This is a genomic window from Rhodococcus sp. H-CA8f (assembly GCF_002501585.1).
GTDB classification, from domain to species: Bacteria; Actinomycetota; Actinomycetes; order Mycobacteriales; family Mycobacteriaceae; genus Rhodococcus_F; species Rhodococcus_F erythropolis.
Genome location: NZ_CP023720.1, coordinates 358,325 through 377,247 on the forward strand (window position 1 = coordinate 358,325; position 18,923 = coordinate 377,247).

The window sequence follows — 18,923 nt, forward strand, 5'->3', positions numbered from 1 at the left end:
TTCATCCTCCGTACGGTGCCGTATGGAACTTACCCATACGGTACCGTACGGAGGTGACGAATGCCCGCGCCCGACTCTCCCGCGATCAGTGGATCGATGCTGCTTTCGAGGCTCTGACCAGCCACGGGCCAGGTGCCGTCGCTGTGGAGAAGGTGGCACGCACGCTGGGATCGACCAAGGGTTCCTTCTATTGGCACTTTGCGAACCGTGACGAATTGCTGCAGGCTGCGCTCGATCGATGGGAAGTTCTGGCAACCGAGCGACTGATCTCTTCCGTCGAGGCCTCCGGCGAACCGGCAGAGGTGAGGTTGCGTCGCCTGGTCGACGCGGTCACAACCGGACTGCCCGGTCGCCGTGCGGAGTTGGAACTGCTTGCCGGGATCGACCATCCTGTGGTTTCGGCGGCGGTTCGACGTGTCACCGAGCGTCGAGTCGCCTACATCGTGACGTTGTTGGTCGATCTGGGGATGGACAGGCAGAAAGCGGAACATCGTGGCGTACTTGCCTATTCGATGTACCTGGGGCAGATGCAATTGGTGCACAGTGCGCCAGATGTGGTTCCTGGCAGCGGTGCGGACGCTCACGCGCTCGCCGACGAGTTCGTGAGCATGGTTCTGGCCGGGTAAGTCCGCCATCGAATGCAGCGTGATCTGCGCATCACCCTGCGCTTTCAGGTGAGGGACCACACATTGCGCGTAACCCATAGTTACAGATACTTTGAGGTCAGCTGAAGTGGGGTGCCGGGTATGTCGGCATTTCCCGGAGGCGCAAAACCGTTTCACGACAGGAAGAAAGGTGACTCACCATGAGCGTTGTGCTTATTTCGTTGCTGGTCGCCGCTGGACTCACCGTGCTGGCCACCAGTGACGGTGCCGGTCTGGACTTCGGGAGTCGGCAGCTTAACCGCCAGTTGAAGACCCGCACGCACCGGTAACCCCGGAAATCGGCCGGCTCCACGCGATACTTCGCGGAGCCGGCCTTTTGCGTTGTCCGGTCAGTTCACCCCGAGATCTGCCAGCCAGGCCCGCGTGCTGCGGGCAGTGATACCCAAGGCAGCAGTAGAACCCGTCGCGGAGTCGAACGCGACGCTGTCGGCAGATTCGAGTCCCGTGTAGAGCTGGGAAACCCCGGCTGCTGCACCCGCTCCGATGATCGGCGCAATCGATGCACCGAAGGCATCGGGTGTTACGGCTTCGAAAGTTACCGCGCGCGAGAAGTGTTCGGCGAATGCCTCGGCCAATTCGATACCGGTGATCGCCGGAATCTGTCCGATGTCGACCGCGTCCGGTGCTACGTCGAGAGTCAGGGCCGCGACGGCTGCATCAGCGACGTCGAGATGTGAACTCCATGCGACCGCGAGATCGGCACGCAGTGGGTAACGCAGGACGCCTTCGTCTTTCACTCCCGACAGCACAGTGGGCAGAAGAAGATTCTCGAGGAACAAACGTGGGGTCAGAACGGTCACCGCGATGCCTTCGGCGCGAAGTCCGTCGACGAGCTCGGAGAGAACGGGTGTGTTGGGACCGGCAAGCGGCGAAGTAGCGTCGCCGATCACCGTGCCGCTGGTAGAGATCACGAACCGCGAAGGGCGTGCCGCTCTCGCTGCAGCCAGAACATTGTGGGCATAACCAGCTAGCGTCTCGGTGTCGCCGGCGAGTGGCAGGTGAAAGAACACCCCGTCCGCCCCGCGATAAGCGTCGGCGAGAGAGTCGACTGACGCATTGTCCGCGACGACGGTGTTCGCACCCTCGAACGTCTGGTCAGGGTTACGGGTAATTGCTCGGACTTCGGCCCCTGCCGATCCGGCGAGAGCCGCGACCAGTCCTGCGAGAACGGGAGAGCCCTGTGCGCCGGTGGCGCCATGCACTGTGTAAGTCATGACGCCTATAGTTCACATCGGGAACCAGTTACTTCAAGTGAACTAATGGGGAATCGATGAGTGAATCAGGTCACGTGCTTCCGGAGTGCGGCGTCGCGCGCTTCCTGCTGGTCCTGGACGGGCCGTGGGCAACGCTGATCGTTCGTGAGCTCACGCACGGCCCCATGCGCTTCACGGAACTACGACGCGCTTTGCCCGGCATCAGTCCAAGGACACTGTCGGCCAGGCTCAAACGTTTCGAGGAGTTCGACCTGGTGACCCGGACTGCTTACGCCGAGGTGCCGCCGCGAGTGGAGTACGAACTCACCGCGACGGGGATGGAACTGCGCTCCGTGCTCGAAGCGATGGTCGAGTGGGCGGATCTGGCACTCCCCGTTTCCTGAGGTGCCCTCAGCGCGGGCCCGAAAGTCCAACTCGCAGAGCGCCACAGGCCTCGAACATCGCGTCTTGTCCGGTGTGGCCGACGCCGGTGGTGTTGACGAAGGCATGGATCAAACCGCTGTGACGCCTCAGTGCGACCGGGACTCCGGCCTCTCGCAGCCGGTTCGCATACGCTTCGCCCTCGTCGCGTAGTGGGTCGAAACCGGCGACCGCAACGTACGCGGGCGGTAGGCCGGCCAGGTCAGGAGTGAGCAGCGGTGAGACTCGCGGGTCGAGAGCCGAAGTGCCGCCCGACAGGTAATGGGCTGCATACCAGTCGAGTTGGGCGTCGGTGAGAAAGAAGTCGGTGCCGAACATCTTGTGCGACGGGCGCTTCGACGAAAGGTCCACCCAGGGAAAGAAGAGCAGTTGGAATGCGGGTTTGACGTCGTCTTCGGTCGTGGACTGCGCGACGACGGCAGCCAGGTTCCCGCCGGCGCTGTCTCCGCCCACTGCAATGGATTTCGGATCGGCGCCCAGTTCCGCGGCATGTTCGGCGCAGTACCGGAATGCGGCGACGGCGTCGTCGATCCCGGCGGGAAAGGGGAACTCCGGTGCCAGCCGGTAATCCACCGACAGCACACTGACTTCGCCGTGGCGGGCCAGGAAGCGGCACACACTGTCGCCGCTCTCGAGGCTGCCGAGGACGAACCCGCCGCCGTGGAAGTACACCAAAAGTGGAGCGGGCGTGGAGACCCCGGCCGGGCGATACAGCCGAGCGGAAATCGCGTGGTCTCCGGCCGGGATCTCGAGGTCGCGAACCGTTTCGATGTCGATGGGCGTACCGCCGAACAGTCGCGATTCGGCGTCGATCTGAGCTCGTCCCTCTTCGACCGGAAGATGCTCGAAGCTCGTACCTTCCACTGCCGAGAGCAATCGCAGTGCAAGCTGGATCTCGGGGTGCAGAGTCTGTCCGTCGATCTCCTTCGGCTTGCCACCGAGAATGCGCTGCGCGCCGGTCGGTAAGGCGCCAACGACATCGAGCACCACCCGCGCAACACGATCTTGGACAGACATCTTCTCCGTGGACATACTCGCCTTCCGTCGGCTGATCACCCGTCGCTTGTACGTTACGAAAGAACTGGACAAATATCCAGGAACTTCGACGCTCGCGATCAGCTTGCCGGCGTCACCGTGACTGTGACGGGGCCCGCGTCGTCCGCGGTTTCCACTGTGAGAAGACGGCTTTGGGGGTTCCAGTTCACGATGTCGGCGCCTGCGACGTCGACGCCGCCGGGAAAGCCGCTCTCGGGTAAGTAGATCTCGGTCGGTGCCGTCACCGCGGGGTTCGGGGTGAACGTCAGCTGAAGGCGGTCGACGGTCGAGGACCATTCGGTGGGTGTGCCAGCGACGGCGCGCGGATACGGCTTGTTCAGGGTGTCGACGAGGAGTGTCTGTGTTCCGTCCGGCAGGTACGGGCCCCAAGGCCCGGGATCACTGGACCAGTAGGAGACGCCCGCGCCGAGTTCTCGGGCGGTCGTGTAGACGCGGTCGATGTAGTCGGTTGCGCCGGGCAGTGTTGTGTCGAGCCCGAATTCGCCGAGAATGACCGGGACGCCGCCGAGTACGTTTCCGGCTATGTGTTCGACGCTGTCGCGCCAGGTGTCGATGGTCGCGTCGGTGAGTGTGCGTGAGAGGCCGGAGTATCCGTCACCGAGGTCGAGGGGCAGTGGGTACAGGTGTGGGCAGTAGGCGATTCGCTGTTCGCCGGCTCGTGGGTCGTTGATCTTCGTCAGTCCGCTGGGGACACCTTGGTTGACGCCGACGGCCTGCGGGGCCACGCACACCCAGCTGTCCTGATCGACTTCCCTGATGGCGTTGGTGGTTCGCTGATACAGGGCAGCGAGGGGCCCGCCTTCGAATGCGGGGCCTTGGAGGGAACCGCCCCACGGCTCGTTCATCAGGTCGTATGCCACGACGGTGTCATTGCCTGCGAAACGTTCGGCCACCGCCTGCCATGCCTTCGCGTAGTGCTCGACCAGTTCGGGGTGTTGGCCGGTGGTGTTCCAGAAGTTGTCGAATGCGCGCATCACGCCGGGTTGGATGTAGTACAGCTCCCAGCGGTCTTGAGGGCTGACCGGAAGGCCGTCCATGTATGTCGCCCAGGCCGGTGCGCCGTTGCCGATGTTGCCTGCGCCGTTGCCGCTGTTGCCCTCTGGTGTGATCGCGCCGGAGTAGACGTCTTGATGCATGTCGAGCATGACCTTGTAGCCGCGCTCGGCGTACCAGCTGACCCGGTCCTCGACGCGGTCGAGATACGCCTGGTCGTACTGTCCTGGTTCCGGTTCGACCGAACGCCAGGAGATCAGGAACCGCACGAAATTTGTTCCCATGTCGGCATGTTCGCGTTCGAGGTCGGCTTCGGTGAACTTCGGCATGCCGTCGGGTGCGCTTTTTGCGCTCGACGCCGTGTTGAACCCTCGCAGGATCAAGGAGCGGCCGGCGTCGTCGGTCAGGTACGACGGCGGCACGTCCGTGCCGCCGGCGCTCCCCGACGTGGGCAGGCTGCCCTGAGCCGCGGCAATGCCGCCGCCCAGTATCAGTGAGCCCGCGACTATCAATGCTGAGAGCGGGATACGGCGCACGGAAACTCCTCCTGGATGTGTGGATGGATTGACTTGTCCGACTGAGGATTCAGCCCTGGTCTTGATCACTCGGTGTCGATTCACGTCGGTTGGCTTACGCTGGTACGCCCGTTTTCGATGTGTCCGACGAGCACGCGCTTGAATTCAAGATCTTCGTCGACCGTCACGGTGGCCTGATACCAGCCGTCCACCGACGCCACCGCCCACCGGCCGCGTGCGCCGGCAGCGAGCTTCAGTCGGTCTCCGTCGACGTCGACGGAGAGTGCACGACTTCCGGAATTGTTCGCGGTCAGTACAAGCGCGCGCGACCCTGCGTCGATGGTTGTCGAGACGTCGAGCGAGGCTGCCGCACTGTCTGTAGCTCCACTGAACTCGCGCCTGAAACCATTGGGACCCACCAGGGTCAGGCTGTAGACGCGATCACTGAGCGCAACGGTGTCATCGACCTCGCCCAGGAGGTCGTAATGCCGTGGCTCGTCGAACTCACCTGCGTACGGGTACAAGGCCAGGTGAGTTGATGCGGCACCGGCATTGACCAGATGGACCGTCAACGAGCCGGTTTCCGGGTTCACCGTCGTGTAGGCGTCGGGCTGATAGGGAAGGGCCCGTGCTGGTCGAGTGCCGCTTTCCTGCAGGGGCATTCTCTGTTCGGTGGGTGGGGTCGGTGTCCACCGCGGTTCCAGAGGCGGAGTGGGCTGCGGGCGCGCCAAAGTCGGTCGGCTACGCGGGTTGGCGAAGTCGAACGCCGACGTCAGGTCGCCACTCACCGTGCGTCGCCACGGGTCGATTTCCGGCTGCGTGATTCCGAACCGCTTCTCCAGGAATTGTGTGACGGACGTGTGGTCGAACACTTGTGAACAAACGAAACCGCCAACAGTCCACGGCGAGATGATCGTCATCGGCACCCTCGGGCCGAGGCCGAGCGGCTGATTGCCGACCCATTCGGTTTCGACCGAGCGCGGTGGTCGAGGTGGCGGTACATGGTCGAAGTACCCGTCGTTCTCGTCGAAGTTGACGATCACGGCCGTCTTCGCCCACAGATCGGGATCGGAGGCGACGGCGTCGAGCACTTGATATAGCAGTGTTGCGCTCGCCGCAGGTGACGATCCCGATGGGTGCTCCGAATCCACTTCGGACGGAACGAGATAACTGACTTGCGGCAGTCTGCCCGACTCGACGTCCTTCCTGAACTCGGCGGCCAGTGTGCCGGGCCGGGATCGGTACAGTGCGCGATCGTAGAGTTGGCGATCAGCAGGCGACAGTTGGTCTGCAGCATTCTCGAGGGCCAGTACCGCTGCGTCCTGGACCGGCGCCGGCATCGACGGCAGGGCGAGATAGAACCCGGCCAAGGTCTGCAGTTCGTAGGGGAGCAGGCTTGGCCGACCAAGCAGCCCTGCCGCCACTTTCTTGAAGGCAGTGAAGTATTCGAGGTTGTTGTCTCCGAAGTTGTCCCACTCTTGGTAGGTCTTCCAGGAAATGCCGGCGGACTGCAACCGCTCGGGAACCGTCGTCCATCCGTAGCCGGCGTGCCAGGGGTTGTAGGCCGCATTGGTTACAGCTCTTCCCTCGGGGCCGGGCGGATCCGAAGGCAGGACGGACTCGGTTGGATTCGGCGAAAGTGGCTCGTATCCGGTGTATCCAGAGACCCAATAGTTCCGGTTGGGGCTCGTCGACGTCGGAACGGAGCAGTGGTAGGCGTCGCAGATTGTGAACGAGTCCGCCAGTTCGTAATGAAAGGGAATGTCTTGCCGGTCGTAGTACGCCATCGTCGTACCGGTTTTTGCCGCAATCCAACCGTCGTGCCAGCCGTCGGCGAGTGCGGCATGTCCGCCCGCCCAGCTGTGATCCAGCCCGGTGACGTTCTGGGTGTCCATGCGTTGTGCTGCAGCGGAATCGCGGATGAGGAAGGGGAGCACAGGACCGGTAGGTCCGGGTTGTTCGAAGACGCTTTGGCCGCTGCGTAGACGCAACGCATTCGGATCCCCGAAGCCGCGGACACCCCTCAGAGCGCCGTAGTAGTGGTCGAAAGATCTGTTCTCCTGCATGACGAGGACAACATGCTCGATCGAATCGAGCCCGCCGGAGTTTGCGGGTGTCGCCAGTGCACGTTGAAGCGACGGCGGCAGAAGGGAAGCGGCGGCGACTGCAGTCGCACCGACCCCGGCGGCGAGAAACGACCGTCGAGAAAAGGAATTCCTGGACACTTGTGCTCCATCGATCAATCAATCAGTGCTATGACTACGGCCGCGACATGCTGTTGCCGCTGCTCCGAATCGGTGCAGCGGCAACAGTGTCGAGAGAAATGCGATCAGGAACCGAAGAGACCGCCCAGCGAACCGAGGCTGCCCGAGCCGCCGTTTCCGCCATCATCAGGCGCAGCAGAAACCTTTACGACGGATTCGTCCGACGCAGACTGCGTGAATCCGCTTCGCCCGGCGTATGCCGCCTTGATCGGATGGTCGCCCGTCGATGCGAAAGTGTGCGTCAGTCGCGCCACACCATCGACTCCGACGACAACGGGTTGTCCGATGGGTTGGTCACCGTCGAAGAACTGAACCGAACCCCCGCCCGGATTAGGACTGACCGTTGCGGAAAGTTCTGCCGCGACATTCTGCTTGGCCGTCGCGGGAGCTGCCAGTGAGGTCGAGGTGGTGACATCGGACGGCGCGGGATCAGACACGGTGACCGTTTGGGCCGATGCCATCGACGGCATGAATCCTGTTGCGCCGGAGTAGTAGGCCGACACTGCATGAGATCCGGCCGAGGTGAATGCGTGTTCCAGAGTGGCTTTTCCGTCAGCGCCCACCGGGATCGGGGCACCGATGTTTGCAGCGCCATCCTTGAACTGGAGAGTGCCACCAGTGGGGGTCGGCGTGACCTGCGCCCTCAGCGACACCGATACGCCCGTCTTTGCATCGGTAGGAACGTTCACGGCAGTGTCGGTCTGCTTGACGACAGGTGCGGCAGTCACCGTGACCATCGTCTCTGTCGAGTTGGAACTCTGGAATCCGTTGACTCCCTGGAACGTTGCGGAGACCCGCGCGGTTCCGGCGGTGAAGAAGGTATGCGGTAGCCGGGCAGTGCCGTCGGCACCGGGCGTGACAGGTGTACCGACGTCAGCGCCGTCCACCCTGAACTGCACGTTTCCGTTGACCGGAGCCGGATCCACCTTTGCGACAAGCTCTGTCGGTGTGCTGGCTTGGATCGAGTCGGGCATCTGGATTGTGGTGGTTGTCGGTTGGCTGACGTAGATGGTGGTCAGGGCCTGCCCACCGGCGTTGAGGCCGGAGTTCCTGTTGTCCCGCGGGGAGCAGTTGTAGCGCTCCCAGTAGTTGACTGTGAAGACATCCTTCTCGCGCTGGACGAATGTGAGCGCATTTCGGTCGTCGTCGTAGTTGGCGGAGCCGGGATCGGAAACTCGCAGCGAAGGCTTGATCTCGCTACCAGCCGCACCGGCTTTGACTGTGACGTCGACTGCGGGGAGTCGGAACTTGGTGTTGGCACCGACGATGATGCCGTCACTCGATCGAACCGCGGAGGACGGACCGTTTCCGATGGTCCGATTCGATCCGGAGATACGCAGGTGCGTACCGGATGCCGATGGATTACCGCCGTCGTCGATCTGTGTGACTGTTGGAGTGGCACTGTCGGATCCGAGGCCGTACGCACTGTCCGCCACAAGCTGCGAACTCACGAATTCGACGCCCGACGGGATGTCGAAGTCGTACTTGATCCGGGCCCAATGCACGACTCCACGGCTGGCATGGCCGCCGCCGTTTGCCTTCATCTCGTTCGGCTGCACGCGGTAGGTGACGGTCTCACCTGGTGCCGCGGTGGTCGGCGCGGTGATGGTGACCCCCGAGCCGAGCGTCTCGTTGAACGTGATCGGGCTTGCCGCACCGTCCATCTCGCGCACATGGCATGCAGTTGTGAAGGCCACGCTCTTGGTCTCGGGGGCAGCAGAGGCGGTCCCGCCGCCGGCGATCGCGAACAACCCGCCGGCCAGTACCGAGACGGTTGCAATCGCAGAGCCGCGTAACAGTTTCGAGTTCATCGACGAATCCTGGTTTCTGTTCACAGTTTTCACGACCCGAATCCCGGGGTACCAAGGCTGCCGAGGCTACCGGTGCCCGGCTCGGGCTCGGACGGTTCGACGACGTTGATCGTCACGGCGCCCGACATCGACTCCATGAAGCCTGCAGATCCCGTGTAGTACGCCGTGATGTTGTGGTCGCCCACTGTTGTCATCGTGCGGTTGGCCTTCGCGACGCCGTTGACGACGGCCACCGGAGCGCCGAGGTCGACCCCTCCGTCACGGAACTGCACTGTTCCTCCCGACGGCCACGGAGTGACCGTCGCCGTCAGTTCCACGGAGTCACCGACGACAGCTTTACCGGGTGCGTCGATTCGCGTCTGTGTCTGAGCGAGGCTGGAGTCGACATTGATCACGGCGAGCGGCTGGCCGCCTGCGTTCAATCCGGCCGAACGATTGTCGCGTGGTGAGCAATTGGTGGTCAGCCAGTATTTGACGCCGCCGAGCAGGGTTTCCTGTTGCAGGAAGGTCAGGTAGTTGGCGGCACTGTCGTAGGAACCGGAGTTGGTGTCGGAAACGCGGAGCATGGGCTTGATCTGGGTTCCCACAGCCCCTGACGTGACGGTGACGTCGACTGCCGGGAGCTGGAACGTCTTTCCTCCACCGACCTCGATTCCGCCGCCGCCGTTGTCGTCGGTGTTGGGTCCGTTGCCTGCCGTGATGTTGTTGCCGGAGATACGAAGATGCGTCCCATTCGGATCGGGTGAACCGGCATCGTTCACCCGCGTGATCGTCGGGGCGACCCCACCCAGATTCGAGCTGGTGCCGGCCACGATCTGCGCCCCCACGTAAGAGGTGCCTGCAGGGATGTCGAAATCGAACTTGAGACGTGTCCAGTTCACGACGGACCTGAGGTCGTAGCCGTCATTGGGGACCGTCATCGGCTTGGGGGCGAGTCGGTAGGTGAAGGTCGAGTTCGGCGGAACCACGGTCGGGGCACTGATCGTGACGCCGGAATCACGCGTCTCGTTGTGTGTGATCGGACCGGGGAACTGCCACCCGTGACACGATGCCGTGAACGGGAGGTTCACATCAGCGGCGGATGAAACTCCCGCTCCGCCGACGACCAGGGCAACGCATCCGGTCAAGGATGCGGCCACCCCTACTCCTCGGCGCATCAACGTCGACACCATTCACATTCTCCTTGAGTAGCGCTCGAAAAGATCGAGCTCTCGGCTTGAAGCCGGGTCCGGGAACCGGCCTCGAGCTGACAGAGAAGCGAATACGTCTTCGTCGTTTGCTCACCACCAGCTCAAACCCTGGAGAGGAGTAGAACACAGAGCGAGCCGCGAAATATGCGATTCGGACAAATTGTTGGACAAACGTCCAACCGGCGAAATTTCTCCACTTGTCTGACCGCTCTGCACTGCTTTAACGTGGCGTGAAGTGGGCCCGGTAAACGGTCAGGCGATCGCGCGGCGCATCAGTTCTGCCGTCTCCTTGTTGAATGCGACCAGTGTGACCGTCTCGACCTCGGTCTTCGCCGTGCGAATCGCTGAAACGGCCTGTCGGACCGCATCTTCCTTCGGCCAGCCGTAAACCCCTGCCGAGATCAACGGAAAGGCGACGGTTCGTGCGCCGATCGAGTCGGCAACGGCGAGACTGCGGGTGTACGCCGACCGAAGCAATCCGGATCGGTCCTCGGAGCGCGAATACCTCGGGCCGACGGTGTGAATCACGGCCTTGGCGTGGAGCTTTCCCGCGGTGGTGGCCACGGCCGCACCCACCGGGAGGCCGTCGGGAAGGCTGGTGTTGCGCAATACCTCGCAGGCCTTCAGGATCTCCGGTCCTCCGGCTCGGTGGATCGCGCCGTCGACACCGCCACCGCCGAGGAGCCTGGAGTTGGCCGCATTGACGATGGCGTCGACGGTCAGCGTCGTGATGTCACCTTCGACGACTGTAATAGCGGGCATGGATCCTCCTGTGTTTCCGACGGCTGTGTTTCCGACTGCCGTGTTCCAGAGTTCACGCTTCGGGCGAGCCCACGGCATAGCCGAGCGTACGTCGTAGGGGTCACGTCCGATCAACATCGAGTATCGCGCCGCAACCGACGGTGTGCGACTGTGCGCCTGAACGCAATGAAGGAGTACGCGCTTTCCCTCGGCCCGCAACGCCTGGACGGTGCGCGCTGCGTCGTCGAGAACGAACTCGAGGTTGGCGTTGGAATCGTGACCGTCGTCGACCAACCAGAACTCGACGTGATCGGAGCTGACCTGCCGTGTTCCCATGCGGCACAGGCTGACCACGGCGTCGTAGTCCGCAGTGGACACTGCATCGACGCCGCCGAGCATCACGCCGTCGTCATGCGGATGTGTGGTCAGGTGGTGGGTTCCGCGGAATTTCGAGTAATCGAGTTCTGCGGTCGACGGCCATCCGTTCTTGTCGTCGGTACCGCCGCGAGCAGTCTTGATCGCCAGGCGAACCAGATCGGAGGAACGGTATCCCGGCCAGCCGTGCATGATTCGGCGCCAGCGGGCGGGAACAGCCGACGCTCCCCAACGGGCGCCGAGAAGGCCACCCGCGATGGCCGCAGTCGTGTCGGTGTCCCCGCCGGCTCGTACGGCTGCTTCCAATGCGTACTGGAGGTGGCGAGCGTCGGCATTGTCCGTGGAAGTGATGGCCCACCAAGCAGTCTGAAGTGCATGCACCACCCAACCGTTCTTGGAGAAGTCCTGCGGGTTCCCGGTTTCGGCCTGATCGAGCAGCGGGCCCCAGTATTCGGCTACCTCCTGATCGGCAACGGAGAGGAAGCCTCGAACGCCGTCGAAGTTGCCGGCGACAACGGCATGGCGGATGGCATGGGTCCACAACTCACACGCCTGTCCGGCACGCGGGTCGTCGTGCGTGAGTGAACTGATCCGGTGCGCGGCCGCCATGGCACCTTCTGCATCGTCCAAGTAGGAGAGGGCGACGGGAGCAGTCCGCATGAGCGAGCCGTTGCCGGCCTTGCGGCCGCTGATCGCCCGCGCACGATCCGCCATCGCCGCTGCGCTTTCGGAGCGGACGGACAACACTGCTCGCGTCTGGTTGCCGATGTCCGCGGGCTTCGAGTCGTACCACCGGATGAACTGTGCTGCAATGGCATCGAGACCGTCAGAGCTTCCGATGTCGATTCCGGTAGCGGCCACCTCGGCGATCGCAACTGCCATCGAGGTGTCGTCGGTCCATTCTCCCGGCGCCCAGTCGAACGGGCCGCCACCGATCATGTCGATCGTGACCTCGGCCTTCGGGTAGGTGAATTCGTAGCCGGCGCCGAGTGCGTCTCCTGCTGCGGTGCCGAGCAGAACGCCGGCCGCTCGATCGGACTGCTGTGCGGTGAGTTTCATAGCCACCTCTTCGGTTCGCGATGATCGTTTGATCAACTTTGCGCTAACCATAGATCATGTTTGAGATAACATGCAAGGGTGAATAAATGGACAGGCACGAGCGGCAAGGGATTGACGGACTATCCGCGTCCGTCTGTGGCAGTGGACGTCGCGGTGCTGACCTACAGCGGTGGATCTCTGAAAGTTCTGGTGGTTCGGCACCGTCTCGGTGCGCTGGCGCTACCGGGAACGTTTCTGCACGAACGCGAATTGCTCACGGCCGCAGCCGATCGTGCCCTGTCGGTCAAGGCAGAATTGACCCAGACGAGCTTTCACCAGTTGGCGATCTTCGACCGACCGGACCGCGACGACCGTGGATGGGTTTTGTCGGTCGCGCATACCGCGGGCCTACCGGAATCGGCACTGCCCGATTCGGCGCTTCTCGTCGATGTGTACGACGACGAGGCAGTGAGGGGACTCGCGTTCGACCATGCCGACATGGTGCGACTCGCGGTCACGGACCTACGCACGAGGTATGCGTCGTACGTGGATCCGGACGGATTGTCGGGCGGGACGTTCACCGTCGCCGAACTTCGGGGACTGTACGAGGTGATCTTCGATCGTCCGTTCCAGAAGGACAGCTTCCGCCGGCAGGTGTTCGACGCGCTCGAAAGTACCGGCGAGATGAGCAGGCCAGGTAACGGCCGGCCCGCCGAGACGTACCGGAGGCGGGGTGACGGCGCACTGACTGCGCAGGCAATGGCATTTTTGACCGGATGAAGTGAAACGAATTCTTGCAGTTCTGCTGACCTGACGCGCTGAGCTGGGTAATGTCCGGTTGATGGGTGCAGTTTCGAATGAAGCCGAGTCCAAGATTCCGACTGTCGTGTGGGGTACCGGCAACGTCGGGCGTGCATCGATTCGCGCTGTGACAGCCAATCCGGCCCTCGAACTTGTCGGCGTCATCGTTGCCAACCCTGCAAAGGTCGGGCGAGACGCCGGCGACCTCGCGGATCTGGGAGTGCACCTGGGTGTCGCGGCTACCGACGACGCCGATGCCGTGCTCGCAGCGTCTCCCGGCGCGGTGGTCTACGCGGCGTCCGGCGACATTCGGCCCGATGACGCGGTTGCCGACATCACGCGGGCGCTGGCCGCCGGAGCTGTAGTGGTCACGCCGTCGGTATATGCGCTGTACGACCCGAAATCTGCGCCTCCCGAACTTCGTGATCCCGTCGAAGCTGCCGCCAAGGCGGGCGGCGGCGCTCTGTTCGTCTCCGGTATCGACCCAGGCTGGGGCAACGACATCCTGCCGATTCTCGTCAGCGGGCTCGCGGGGACAATCGACCAGATCCGGTGTCAGGAAATCTTCGACTACACGACCTACGAACAGCCGGATTCTGTCCGCTACCTGATCGGGATGGGTCAGCCGATGGACTACGAACCTCCGATGGTCGCGCCCAGTGTTCCCACCATGGTCTGGGGCGGGCAGATTCGGCTCATCGCCCGAGCGCTCGGGGTGGAACTCGACGAGATCCGCGAGACCTTGCTGCGCCGCCGGCTCGAGGAAACCGTGTCGACCGAACATATGGGGGAGTTCGCGGCCGGCACCCAAGGCGCACTGCGATTCGAGGTTCAGGGAATCGTCGGCGGGGAACCCCTGATCGTGATCGAACACGTCACGCGTATTCATCCGTCCTGTGCCCGCGACTGGCCGCTCCCGCCAGACGGAGGCGACGGCGCGCACAAGGTGATCGTCGAAGGACGACCACGAATCGAGATCAACGTCGAAGCCACCGATGAAGGTGGAAACCGCGCGGCCGGTGGAAATGCCACGGCCGTAGGACGTCTCGTCAACGCAATTCCGTGGCTACGTAAGGCTGAACCCGGCCTTTACGACGCGCTGGACGTTCCGCTCACACCCGGCGTCGGCAAGCTCGGTGCCCGAAACTCGGAGGTACTCACATGAATATCGACATACCCGAAGGCAAGAACCCGATCGGCTACGTGTGGGGCGAGATGGTTCCCGGCATCGGGCCCGCGGCCGCCGGGTTCTCCCAAAAGGTCTACACGGACGGCACTCTCGGACTCCGCGAGTTCGAGGCGGCCAGGCTTCGGATCGCTCAGATCAACGGGTGCATCTTCTGTCAGGACTGGCGCACCGAGCGTGACGGCGAGACTGTGGAGTCGACGTTCGATCAGGCTGTCACCGACTGGCGCACCACAGATGCCTTCGACGACAGGACGCGCCTCGCTGCCGAATACGCCGAGAGATACGCCCTCGACCACCACGGGCTCGACGACGAGTTCTGGGAACGTATGACAGCTCACTACTCCCAGCGAGAAATCGTCGAGTTGAGCATGTGCCTCGGATCGTGGTTGGCCTTCGGCCGGCTCAACCACGTCCTCGGCCTCGACACTCAATGTGTGTTGCCCGGCAACTGAACCTAGTTGCCCAGCGTCGTCAGATCCGGGTAGTTCGAGACCTCCCAGCCGCCGTCGACGACCAGACTGGTTCCGGTGATGTACGAGGCGTCGTCGCTGGCAAGATAGAGGCAGGGGCCCGCGATCTCGTCGGGAGTTGCCGCTCGGGACATGGGGATTCGGCTGAGAAACATGTCGCGGGCGGGTTCGTAGTTCATGACCGGCGCGACCAGTGGCGTGTCGACCAGGCCGGGTAGAACGGCATTGACCCGGATCCCCGACGCAGCGAGTTCGATCGCGGCATTCTTGCTGAACATCTCGACCCCGGCCTTGCCTGTCGCGTACGCGCTCCCGTAGGGGCTCGGCACGTGCGCGTTCAATGAGGACACGTTGACTATCGCACCACCGCGACCGTGCTCTCGGATATGCCGCGCTTCATGTTTGGTGCAGAGGAAGACGCCCTTCTGCACCAGGTCGATGGTGAAGTCCCAGTCGGCCTCGTCGAGGTCGACGATCTGCCCCACCCTCGACGCCCCGGCAACGTTGAAAGCCAGATCGATACCGCCGAATTCCGCAGCCGCAGCGGCAATAGCCTCGGCAACATCGGATTCCTTGGTGACGTCAGCGGGAACGGCGAGGAAAGACGCGCCGTGCTGGGAGGCTAACTCCTTCAAACCCTCTGCATCGATGTCTATTCCGGCTATCTGTGCGCCTTCGCCGATAAGTCGTAGTGCAATGGCTGCACCGATACCTGATGCTGCGCCGGTGACAACCGCGGTTTTGCCGGCAAATCTGGACGTGTTAATGGGCACCTGCTTTCAAGAACTTTCCGGTTCGGCGGTTGCCGAGAACGGGTGCTGCTTCTCCGTCGCCGAAGACGTACTCGCCGCCGACGAACACTGCGGTGACGGTCTGATCGTTGCGATTGACCATGCGGGAGAGGTTGTCGTACTCCGCGACCGGACTTTCGGCGTACGCCTCGAGTGAATCGTCAAGATGGGCGGGATCGATCACAACCAGGTCGGCGCGGTCACCTAATCGAAGGTGCCCGGCATCGACGTCGTACCACTCGGCGAGTTCGCCGGTGAGGCGATGCACCGCTGCCTCGACGGTCATGAAGGGACGGCCGACCTTTTGGGCATCGTAGACACGTCGTAGTAGTCGTAAGCCGAAGTTGTAGAACGCCATGTTGCGCAAATGCGCTCCGGCGTCGGAGAACCCGAGTTGGACGCCGTTGTCCTGCGCGAACTTGTCCAGAATCTCCGGCCGGTGGTTCGAGATGGTTGTGCGCCAACGTACTTTCGTGCCGTGTTCGAGGACCAGATCCAGGAATGCATCGACAGGGTGGAGGCCGCCTCGTTCGACGCCGACCTGCCCGAAGCTCTTGCCGACAAGGGATTCGTCGGGGCAGGAGACGATTTCGGCGTCGAAGAAGTCGCGGTGCCAGACTTTGACGCCGAATTTTTGATCGTAGTCCTTGCGGAACTGCCGACGGTACTTCTCGCTCTGCATCAGAACGTTGCGTTCCATCTCGTCGGTCAGATGCAGTGCTGCAGCGCCGGATCCGAACTCCTCGAAGACAACCAGGTCGATGCCGTCGGCATATACCTCGAAGGGAACTGGCAGGTGCTGCCAGCGCAGGTCGCCGCCGAGTCGATTGACTAAGTGTGCCAGTGGGCCGAGGATCACCACGGCCAACTTGTTGGACTTGATGTCGGCCGCCGAAAGCATGCTCGTCTTGAGTCGCTTACGCCAGATACCCGCACTGGAGAACGCCATCGCTCCGGTACTCATCGGGTTGGAGAGGTCAGGTCCGGCCTGAAATACCCGTCCTCGGCGGCGCAGGATCGCATTGAGTCGGCGTCGTTCTTTCGTGGTTGCATACGTCGACGGCAGCGTGCGTGAGCGGCAGGTCTCGCCGTCGAGTTTGTCGAACAACAATTGCTGACTGGACATCCCGACGAATCCTGCGTCGAGAGCTTCGGTCAACTGTGCTTCCATCGACGCGAGTTCGGTGTCGGTGGGGTGCACGCTCTTCCGGGTAGCACGATCCAGTCCCATCTCGGCGGCTCGCATGTCGGAGTGTCCGATGAAGGCTGCAATGTTGGGACCTAGCGGAAGCGCCTCGAGTGCAGCAACATACTCTCTCGCGGAGTTCCAGGTCTTGGCCCGCGTGAGTGCCTCGACGACGTGCTTGCGTGGGATAGCTTCGACGCGGCCGAAAAGGTCGCCGGCGTCCGACGGGCTGGCGTGAATGGTGGACAGGGAACACGATCCGACAAAGATCGACGTGACCCCGTGTCTGAGAGATTCGCTCAGCGCCGGGCCTTCGAGGATCTCGACGTCGTAGTGAGTGTGGATGTCCACGATGCCCGGGATCACCCACTTGCGCCGCGCGTCGATGACACGGGGACAGTCGGTTTCGTCGAGTGGATCGAGGGAGATGGCAGTGACCAGCCCGCCTCTGATACCCAGATTGCGGACAGCTGGTTTCGCCCCGGTGCCGTCGAACCACAGACCGTTGTTGATCACGGCGTCGTAGGTCATGAGATAGCCACCTTTGCGCGTATCGTCTTCCCGGTTGCATTGCGAGGCAGAGGAGTTGTGCTCAGTTTCCACTTCACCGGCACCTTGAAGTAGGCCAGTCGTTCGGCGACATAGTCGCGTAGTTCTTCTTCGGTCGCCGCTCCCTCGCTGCGAAGAACGACAACGGCCGCCACTTCTTGACCGAGGTCTGCCGAATCAATGCCGATCACAGCGCATTCGAGTACCGCGGGATGCTCGTCGATAGTCTGCTCGATTTCGAGAGGGTAGACGTTCTCGCCGCCGCGCAGGATCAGATCGGACCGGCGGCCCGTCAGGCGGAGTCGGCCGTCTTCGAGAACTCCGAAGTCGCCGGTTCGGAGCCATCGGTCGGGACCGATGGCGGCAGCAGTTGCAGTCTCGTCGTTCCAGTATCCCGACATCACATACGGACTGCGAGCGCAGATTTCGCCCTCCTCGCCGTCGGGAACCGCAACACCGAATGGATCACGGACCTCCACACTCACACCGATGATGGGCCGTCCGAGAGTTCCGGGGAACGCGGCGAGTTCTGGTGGCGTGGCAACCGAAATGCCGGTGGAGGATTCGGTGAGCCCGTAACTGTCGACCAAGGTGTGCTGCGCAAAAGGCAGTCGTGCGCGCAGGCGGTCTTGCAAAGCCGGAGATGACGGCGCAGACGCGAGTGCAAAGGCGCTCAGTGAGGTCAGGTCGTACTTCTCGAGACTGCCATGTTCGAGGAGACGGGTTGCCATGGTGGGGACCACCGCCCAGTTGGTGACCTTCTCGCGTTCGACAAGGGAAAGGACTTCGTCGACGTCGAAGGCGCCCTGATGGATGACCACGGCTCCGCCCGTCGCGAGTCGTGGGATCGCCAGGTTATGCAGGCTTGCAATGTGAAACAGCGGCGCGGTCAGCAGATACCGCAAGTCACTGGGTCGGCCGTCACTGGGTCGGCCGGTGAATGCCGCAGCGAGGCGATCGCTGTAGCGGTGGTAGTCGATGACGGCCAACACGTTTCGATGAGTGTGAACAGCTCCCTTGGGGCGGCCGCTGGTTCCGCTCGTGTAAAGAATGACGGCCGGATCGTCCTCGTCGACGGACGTGCGGGGCAGTGCAGAACCCGAATACTTCTCCATCAATGCCGGTAGATCTTCTTCCATCGTGAGCACGGGAACATCGGTGTTCACTTCGGAAAGAACTTGTGCGCGTTTGGCGTCGGCGATCACCACGGTGGGAGTGGTGTGATCGATGCCGTACTGCACTTCACGGGCCACCCACCACGAGTTGAACCCGACGGCGATGGCGCCAAGCGACTGAGCCGCCCAGAAGGTCATCACCCATTCCGGCGTATTGGCGGCGAGGATGCCCACCCGATCGCCCTTGCGAACGCCGTAACGCTCGCGCAGCGCAGTGGCCAATGCTGCTACGGCCTCGCCGTGCTCGAGGTAGCTGAAGCGTCGGTCCTTGGTCACCAGGTAGTCGCGTGATCCGTAATCGAAGGATGCAGCGAGCACGTCGCCGAGTGCCTTGTCACGGTTCTTCATGACGGGCATCGAGCTGCCGAGTACATCCTCGACTTGCATCTCGAAAGGACCACCAGGGCCGGTCAGCCCAGCCATGACGGACGCGATGAATGCTTGTGTATCAGCGGAAGTAGTCACGTGAAGTGCCTTTCG

General features: G+C 62.7%; 16 protein-coding genes. 6 read left to right on the forward strand and 10 right to left on the reverse strand.

Annotated elements, in window-relative coordinates; all coding sequences use genetic code 11:
• Window positions 1-53: 53 nt before the first annotated feature.
• Entirely contained in the window at window positions 54-626 is a 573-nt protein-coding gene (locus tag CPI83_RS01700) for a TetR/AcrR family transcriptional regulator (RefSeq protein WP_069145352.1), read from the forward strand.
• 179 nt (window positions 627-805) lie between these two features.
• Window positions 806-934 (forward strand): hypothetical protein, encoded by a 129-nt coding sequence (locus tag CPI83_RS31285; RefSeq protein ID WP_003943237.1) that lies wholly within the window; start codon window positions 806-808, stop codon window positions 932-934.
• A gap of 60 nt (window positions 935-994) precedes the next feature.
• Here the strand turns inward: CPI83_RS31285 and CPI83_RS01705 are convergent, their stop codons facing one another.
• A complete protein-coding gene (locus CPI83_RS01705) occupies window positions 995-1,879 on the reverse strand; it encodes an NAD(P)H-binding protein (protein ID WP_046379550.1) in 885 nt (294 codons plus the stop codon).
• A gap of 56 nt (window positions 1,880-1,935) precedes the next feature.
• Here CPI83_RS01705 and CPI83_RS01710 point away from each other — a divergent pair, with 56 nt between their 5' ends.
• A complete protein-coding gene (locus CPI83_RS01710; protein ID WP_019745900.1) occupies window positions 1,936-2,262 on the forward strand; it encodes a helix-turn-helix domain-containing protein in 327 nt (108 codons plus the stop codon).
• Between the two features lie 7 nt (window positions 2,263-2,269).
• On the opposite strand, the gene CPI83_RS01715 is transcribed toward CPI83_RS01710, so the two are convergent.
• The 6 genes from CPI83_RS01715 to CPI83_RS01740 form a co-directional block, all read right to left on the reverse strand.
• Complete coding sequence (locus CPI83_RS01715) at window positions 2,270-3,331, reverse strand: alpha/beta hydrolase (protein WP_097386670.1); 1,062 nt, start codon at window positions 3,329-3,331, stop codon at window positions 2,270-2,272.
• An 83-nt stretch (window positions 3,332-3,414) separates the two neighbouring features.
• On the reverse strand, window positions 3,415-4,884 hold the full coding sequence (locus tag CPI83_RS01720; protein ID WP_084326783.1) for a cellulase family glycosylhydrolase: 1,470 nt from the start codon (window positions 4,882-4,884) through the stop codon (window positions 3,415-3,417).
• Between the two features lie 80 nt (window positions 4,885-4,964).
• Window positions 4,965-7,088 carry a phospholipase C, phosphocholine-specific gene (locus CPI83_RS01725; protein WP_097386671.1) on the reverse strand — a complete coding sequence of 708 codons (2,124 nt, stop codon included), beginning with the start codon at window positions 7,086-7,088 and terminating at the stop codon, window positions 4,965-4,967.
• Between the two features lie 104 nt (window positions 7,089-7,192).
• Window positions 7,193-8,938, reverse strand: coding sequence for an Ig-like domain-containing protein (locus tag CPI83_RS01730; RefSeq protein WP_232816835.1), 1,746 nt, complete (start codon window positions 8,936-8,938; stop codon window positions 7,193-7,195).
• Window positions 8,939-8,967: 29 nt separating this feature from the next.
• Complete coding sequence (locus CPI83_RS01735) at window positions 8,968-10,077, reverse strand: Ig-like domain-containing protein (RefSeq protein WP_232816836.1); 1,110 nt, start codon at window positions 10,075-10,077, stop codon at window positions 8,968-8,970.
• Window positions 10,078-10,380: 303 nt separating this feature from the next.
• The gene (locus tag CPI83_RS01740) at window positions 10,381-12,303 is read right to left on the reverse strand and encodes an O-acetyl-ADP-ribose deacetylase (protein WP_097386672.1); all 1,923 of its coding nucleotides are present in this window, start codon (window positions 12,301-12,303) and stop codon (window positions 10,381-10,383) included.
• Between the two features lie 78 nt (window positions 12,304-12,381).
• Here CPI83_RS01740 and CPI83_RS01745 point away from each other — a divergent pair, with 78 nt between their 5' ends.
• From CPI83_RS01745 to CPI83_RS01755, 3 genes are all read left to right on the forward strand, one after another.
• A complete protein-coding gene (locus tag CPI83_RS01745; protein WP_097386673.1) occupies window positions 12,382-13,062 on the forward strand; it encodes an NUDIX hydrolase in 681 nt (226 codons plus the stop codon).
• A 61-nt stretch (window positions 13,063-13,123) separates the two neighbouring features.
• Window positions 13,124-14,248 (forward strand): dihydrodipicolinate reductase, encoded by a 1,125-nt coding sequence (locus CPI83_RS01750; protein WP_097386674.1) that lies wholly within the window; start codon window positions 13,124-13,126, stop codon window positions 14,246-14,248.
• Entirely contained in the window at window positions 14,245-14,724 is a 480-nt protein-coding gene (locus CPI83_RS01755) for a carboxymuconolactone decarboxylase family protein (RefSeq protein ID WP_019745891.1), read from the forward strand. Before CPI83_RS01750 ends, CPI83_RS01755 begins: the two co-directional genes overlap by 4 nt.
• A 2-nt stretch (window positions 14,725-14,726) precedes the next feature.
• Here the strand turns inward: CPI83_RS01755 and CPI83_RS01760 are convergent, their stop codons facing one another.
• Genes CPI83_RS01760 through CPI83_RS01770 form a run of 3 tightly spaced genes read right to left on the reverse strand, consistent with a single transcriptional unit; the run spans window position 14,727 to window position 18,908 of the window.
• A complete protein-coding gene (locus CPI83_RS01760; protein WP_019745890.1) occupies window positions 14,727-15,515 on the reverse strand; it encodes an SDR family NAD(P)-dependent oxidoreductase in 789 nt (262 codons plus the stop codon).
• Window positions 15,505-17,250, reverse strand: coding sequence for an amidohydrolase family protein (locus CPI83_RS01765; protein ID WP_097386675.1), 1,746 nt, complete (start codon window positions 17,248-17,250; stop codon window positions 15,505-15,507). The genes CPI83_RS01760 and CPI83_RS01765 overlap by 11 nt, the downstream gene beginning before the upstream one ends.
• Complete coding sequence (locus CPI83_RS01770) at window positions 17,247-18,908, reverse strand: class I adenylate-forming enzyme family protein (protein WP_020971225.1); 1,662 nt, start codon at window positions 18,906-18,908, stop codon at window positions 17,247-17,249. Before CPI83_RS01770 ends, CPI83_RS01765 begins: the two co-directional genes overlap by 4 nt.
• Between the last annotated feature and the right edge of the window lie 15 nt (window positions 18,909-18,923).

Coding starts and splice junctions, on each gene's coding strand:
- CPI83_RS01730 (WP_232816835.1), bottom strand. CDS start 8,938: ATGAACTCGAAACTGTTACGCGGCTCTGCGATTGCAACCGTCTCGGTA.
- CPI83_RS01715 (WP_097386670.1), bottom strand. CDS start 3,331: ATGTCCACGGAGAAGATGTCTGTCCAAGATCGTGTTGCGCGGGTGGTG.
- CPI83_RS01705 (WP_046379550.1), bottom strand. CDS start 1,879: ATGACTTACACAGTGCATGGCGCCACCGGCGCACAGGGCTCTCCCGTT.
- CPI83_RS01765 (WP_097386675.1), bottom strand. CDS start 17,250: ATGACCTACGACGCCGTGATCAACAACGGTCTGTGGTTCGACGGCACC.
- CPI83_RS01755 (WP_019745891.1), top strand. CDS start 14,245: ATGAATATCGACATACCCGAAGGCAAGAACCCGATCGGCTACGTGTGG.
- CPI83_RS01710 (WP_019745900.1), top strand. CDS start 1,936: ATGAGTGAATCAGGTCACGTGCTTCCGGAGTGCGGCGTCGCGCGCTTC.
- CPI83_RS01740 (WP_097386672.1), bottom strand. CDS start 12,303: ATGAAACTCACCGCACAGCAGTCCGATCGAGCGGCCGGCGTTCTGCTC.
- CPI83_RS31285 (WP_003943237.1), top strand. CDS start 806: ATGAGCGTTGTGCTTATTTCGTTGCTGGTCGCCGCTGGACTCACCGTG.
- CPI83_RS01750 (WP_097386674.1), top strand. CDS start 13,124: ATGGGTGCAGTTTCGAATGAAGCCGAGTCCAAGATTCCGACTGTCGTG.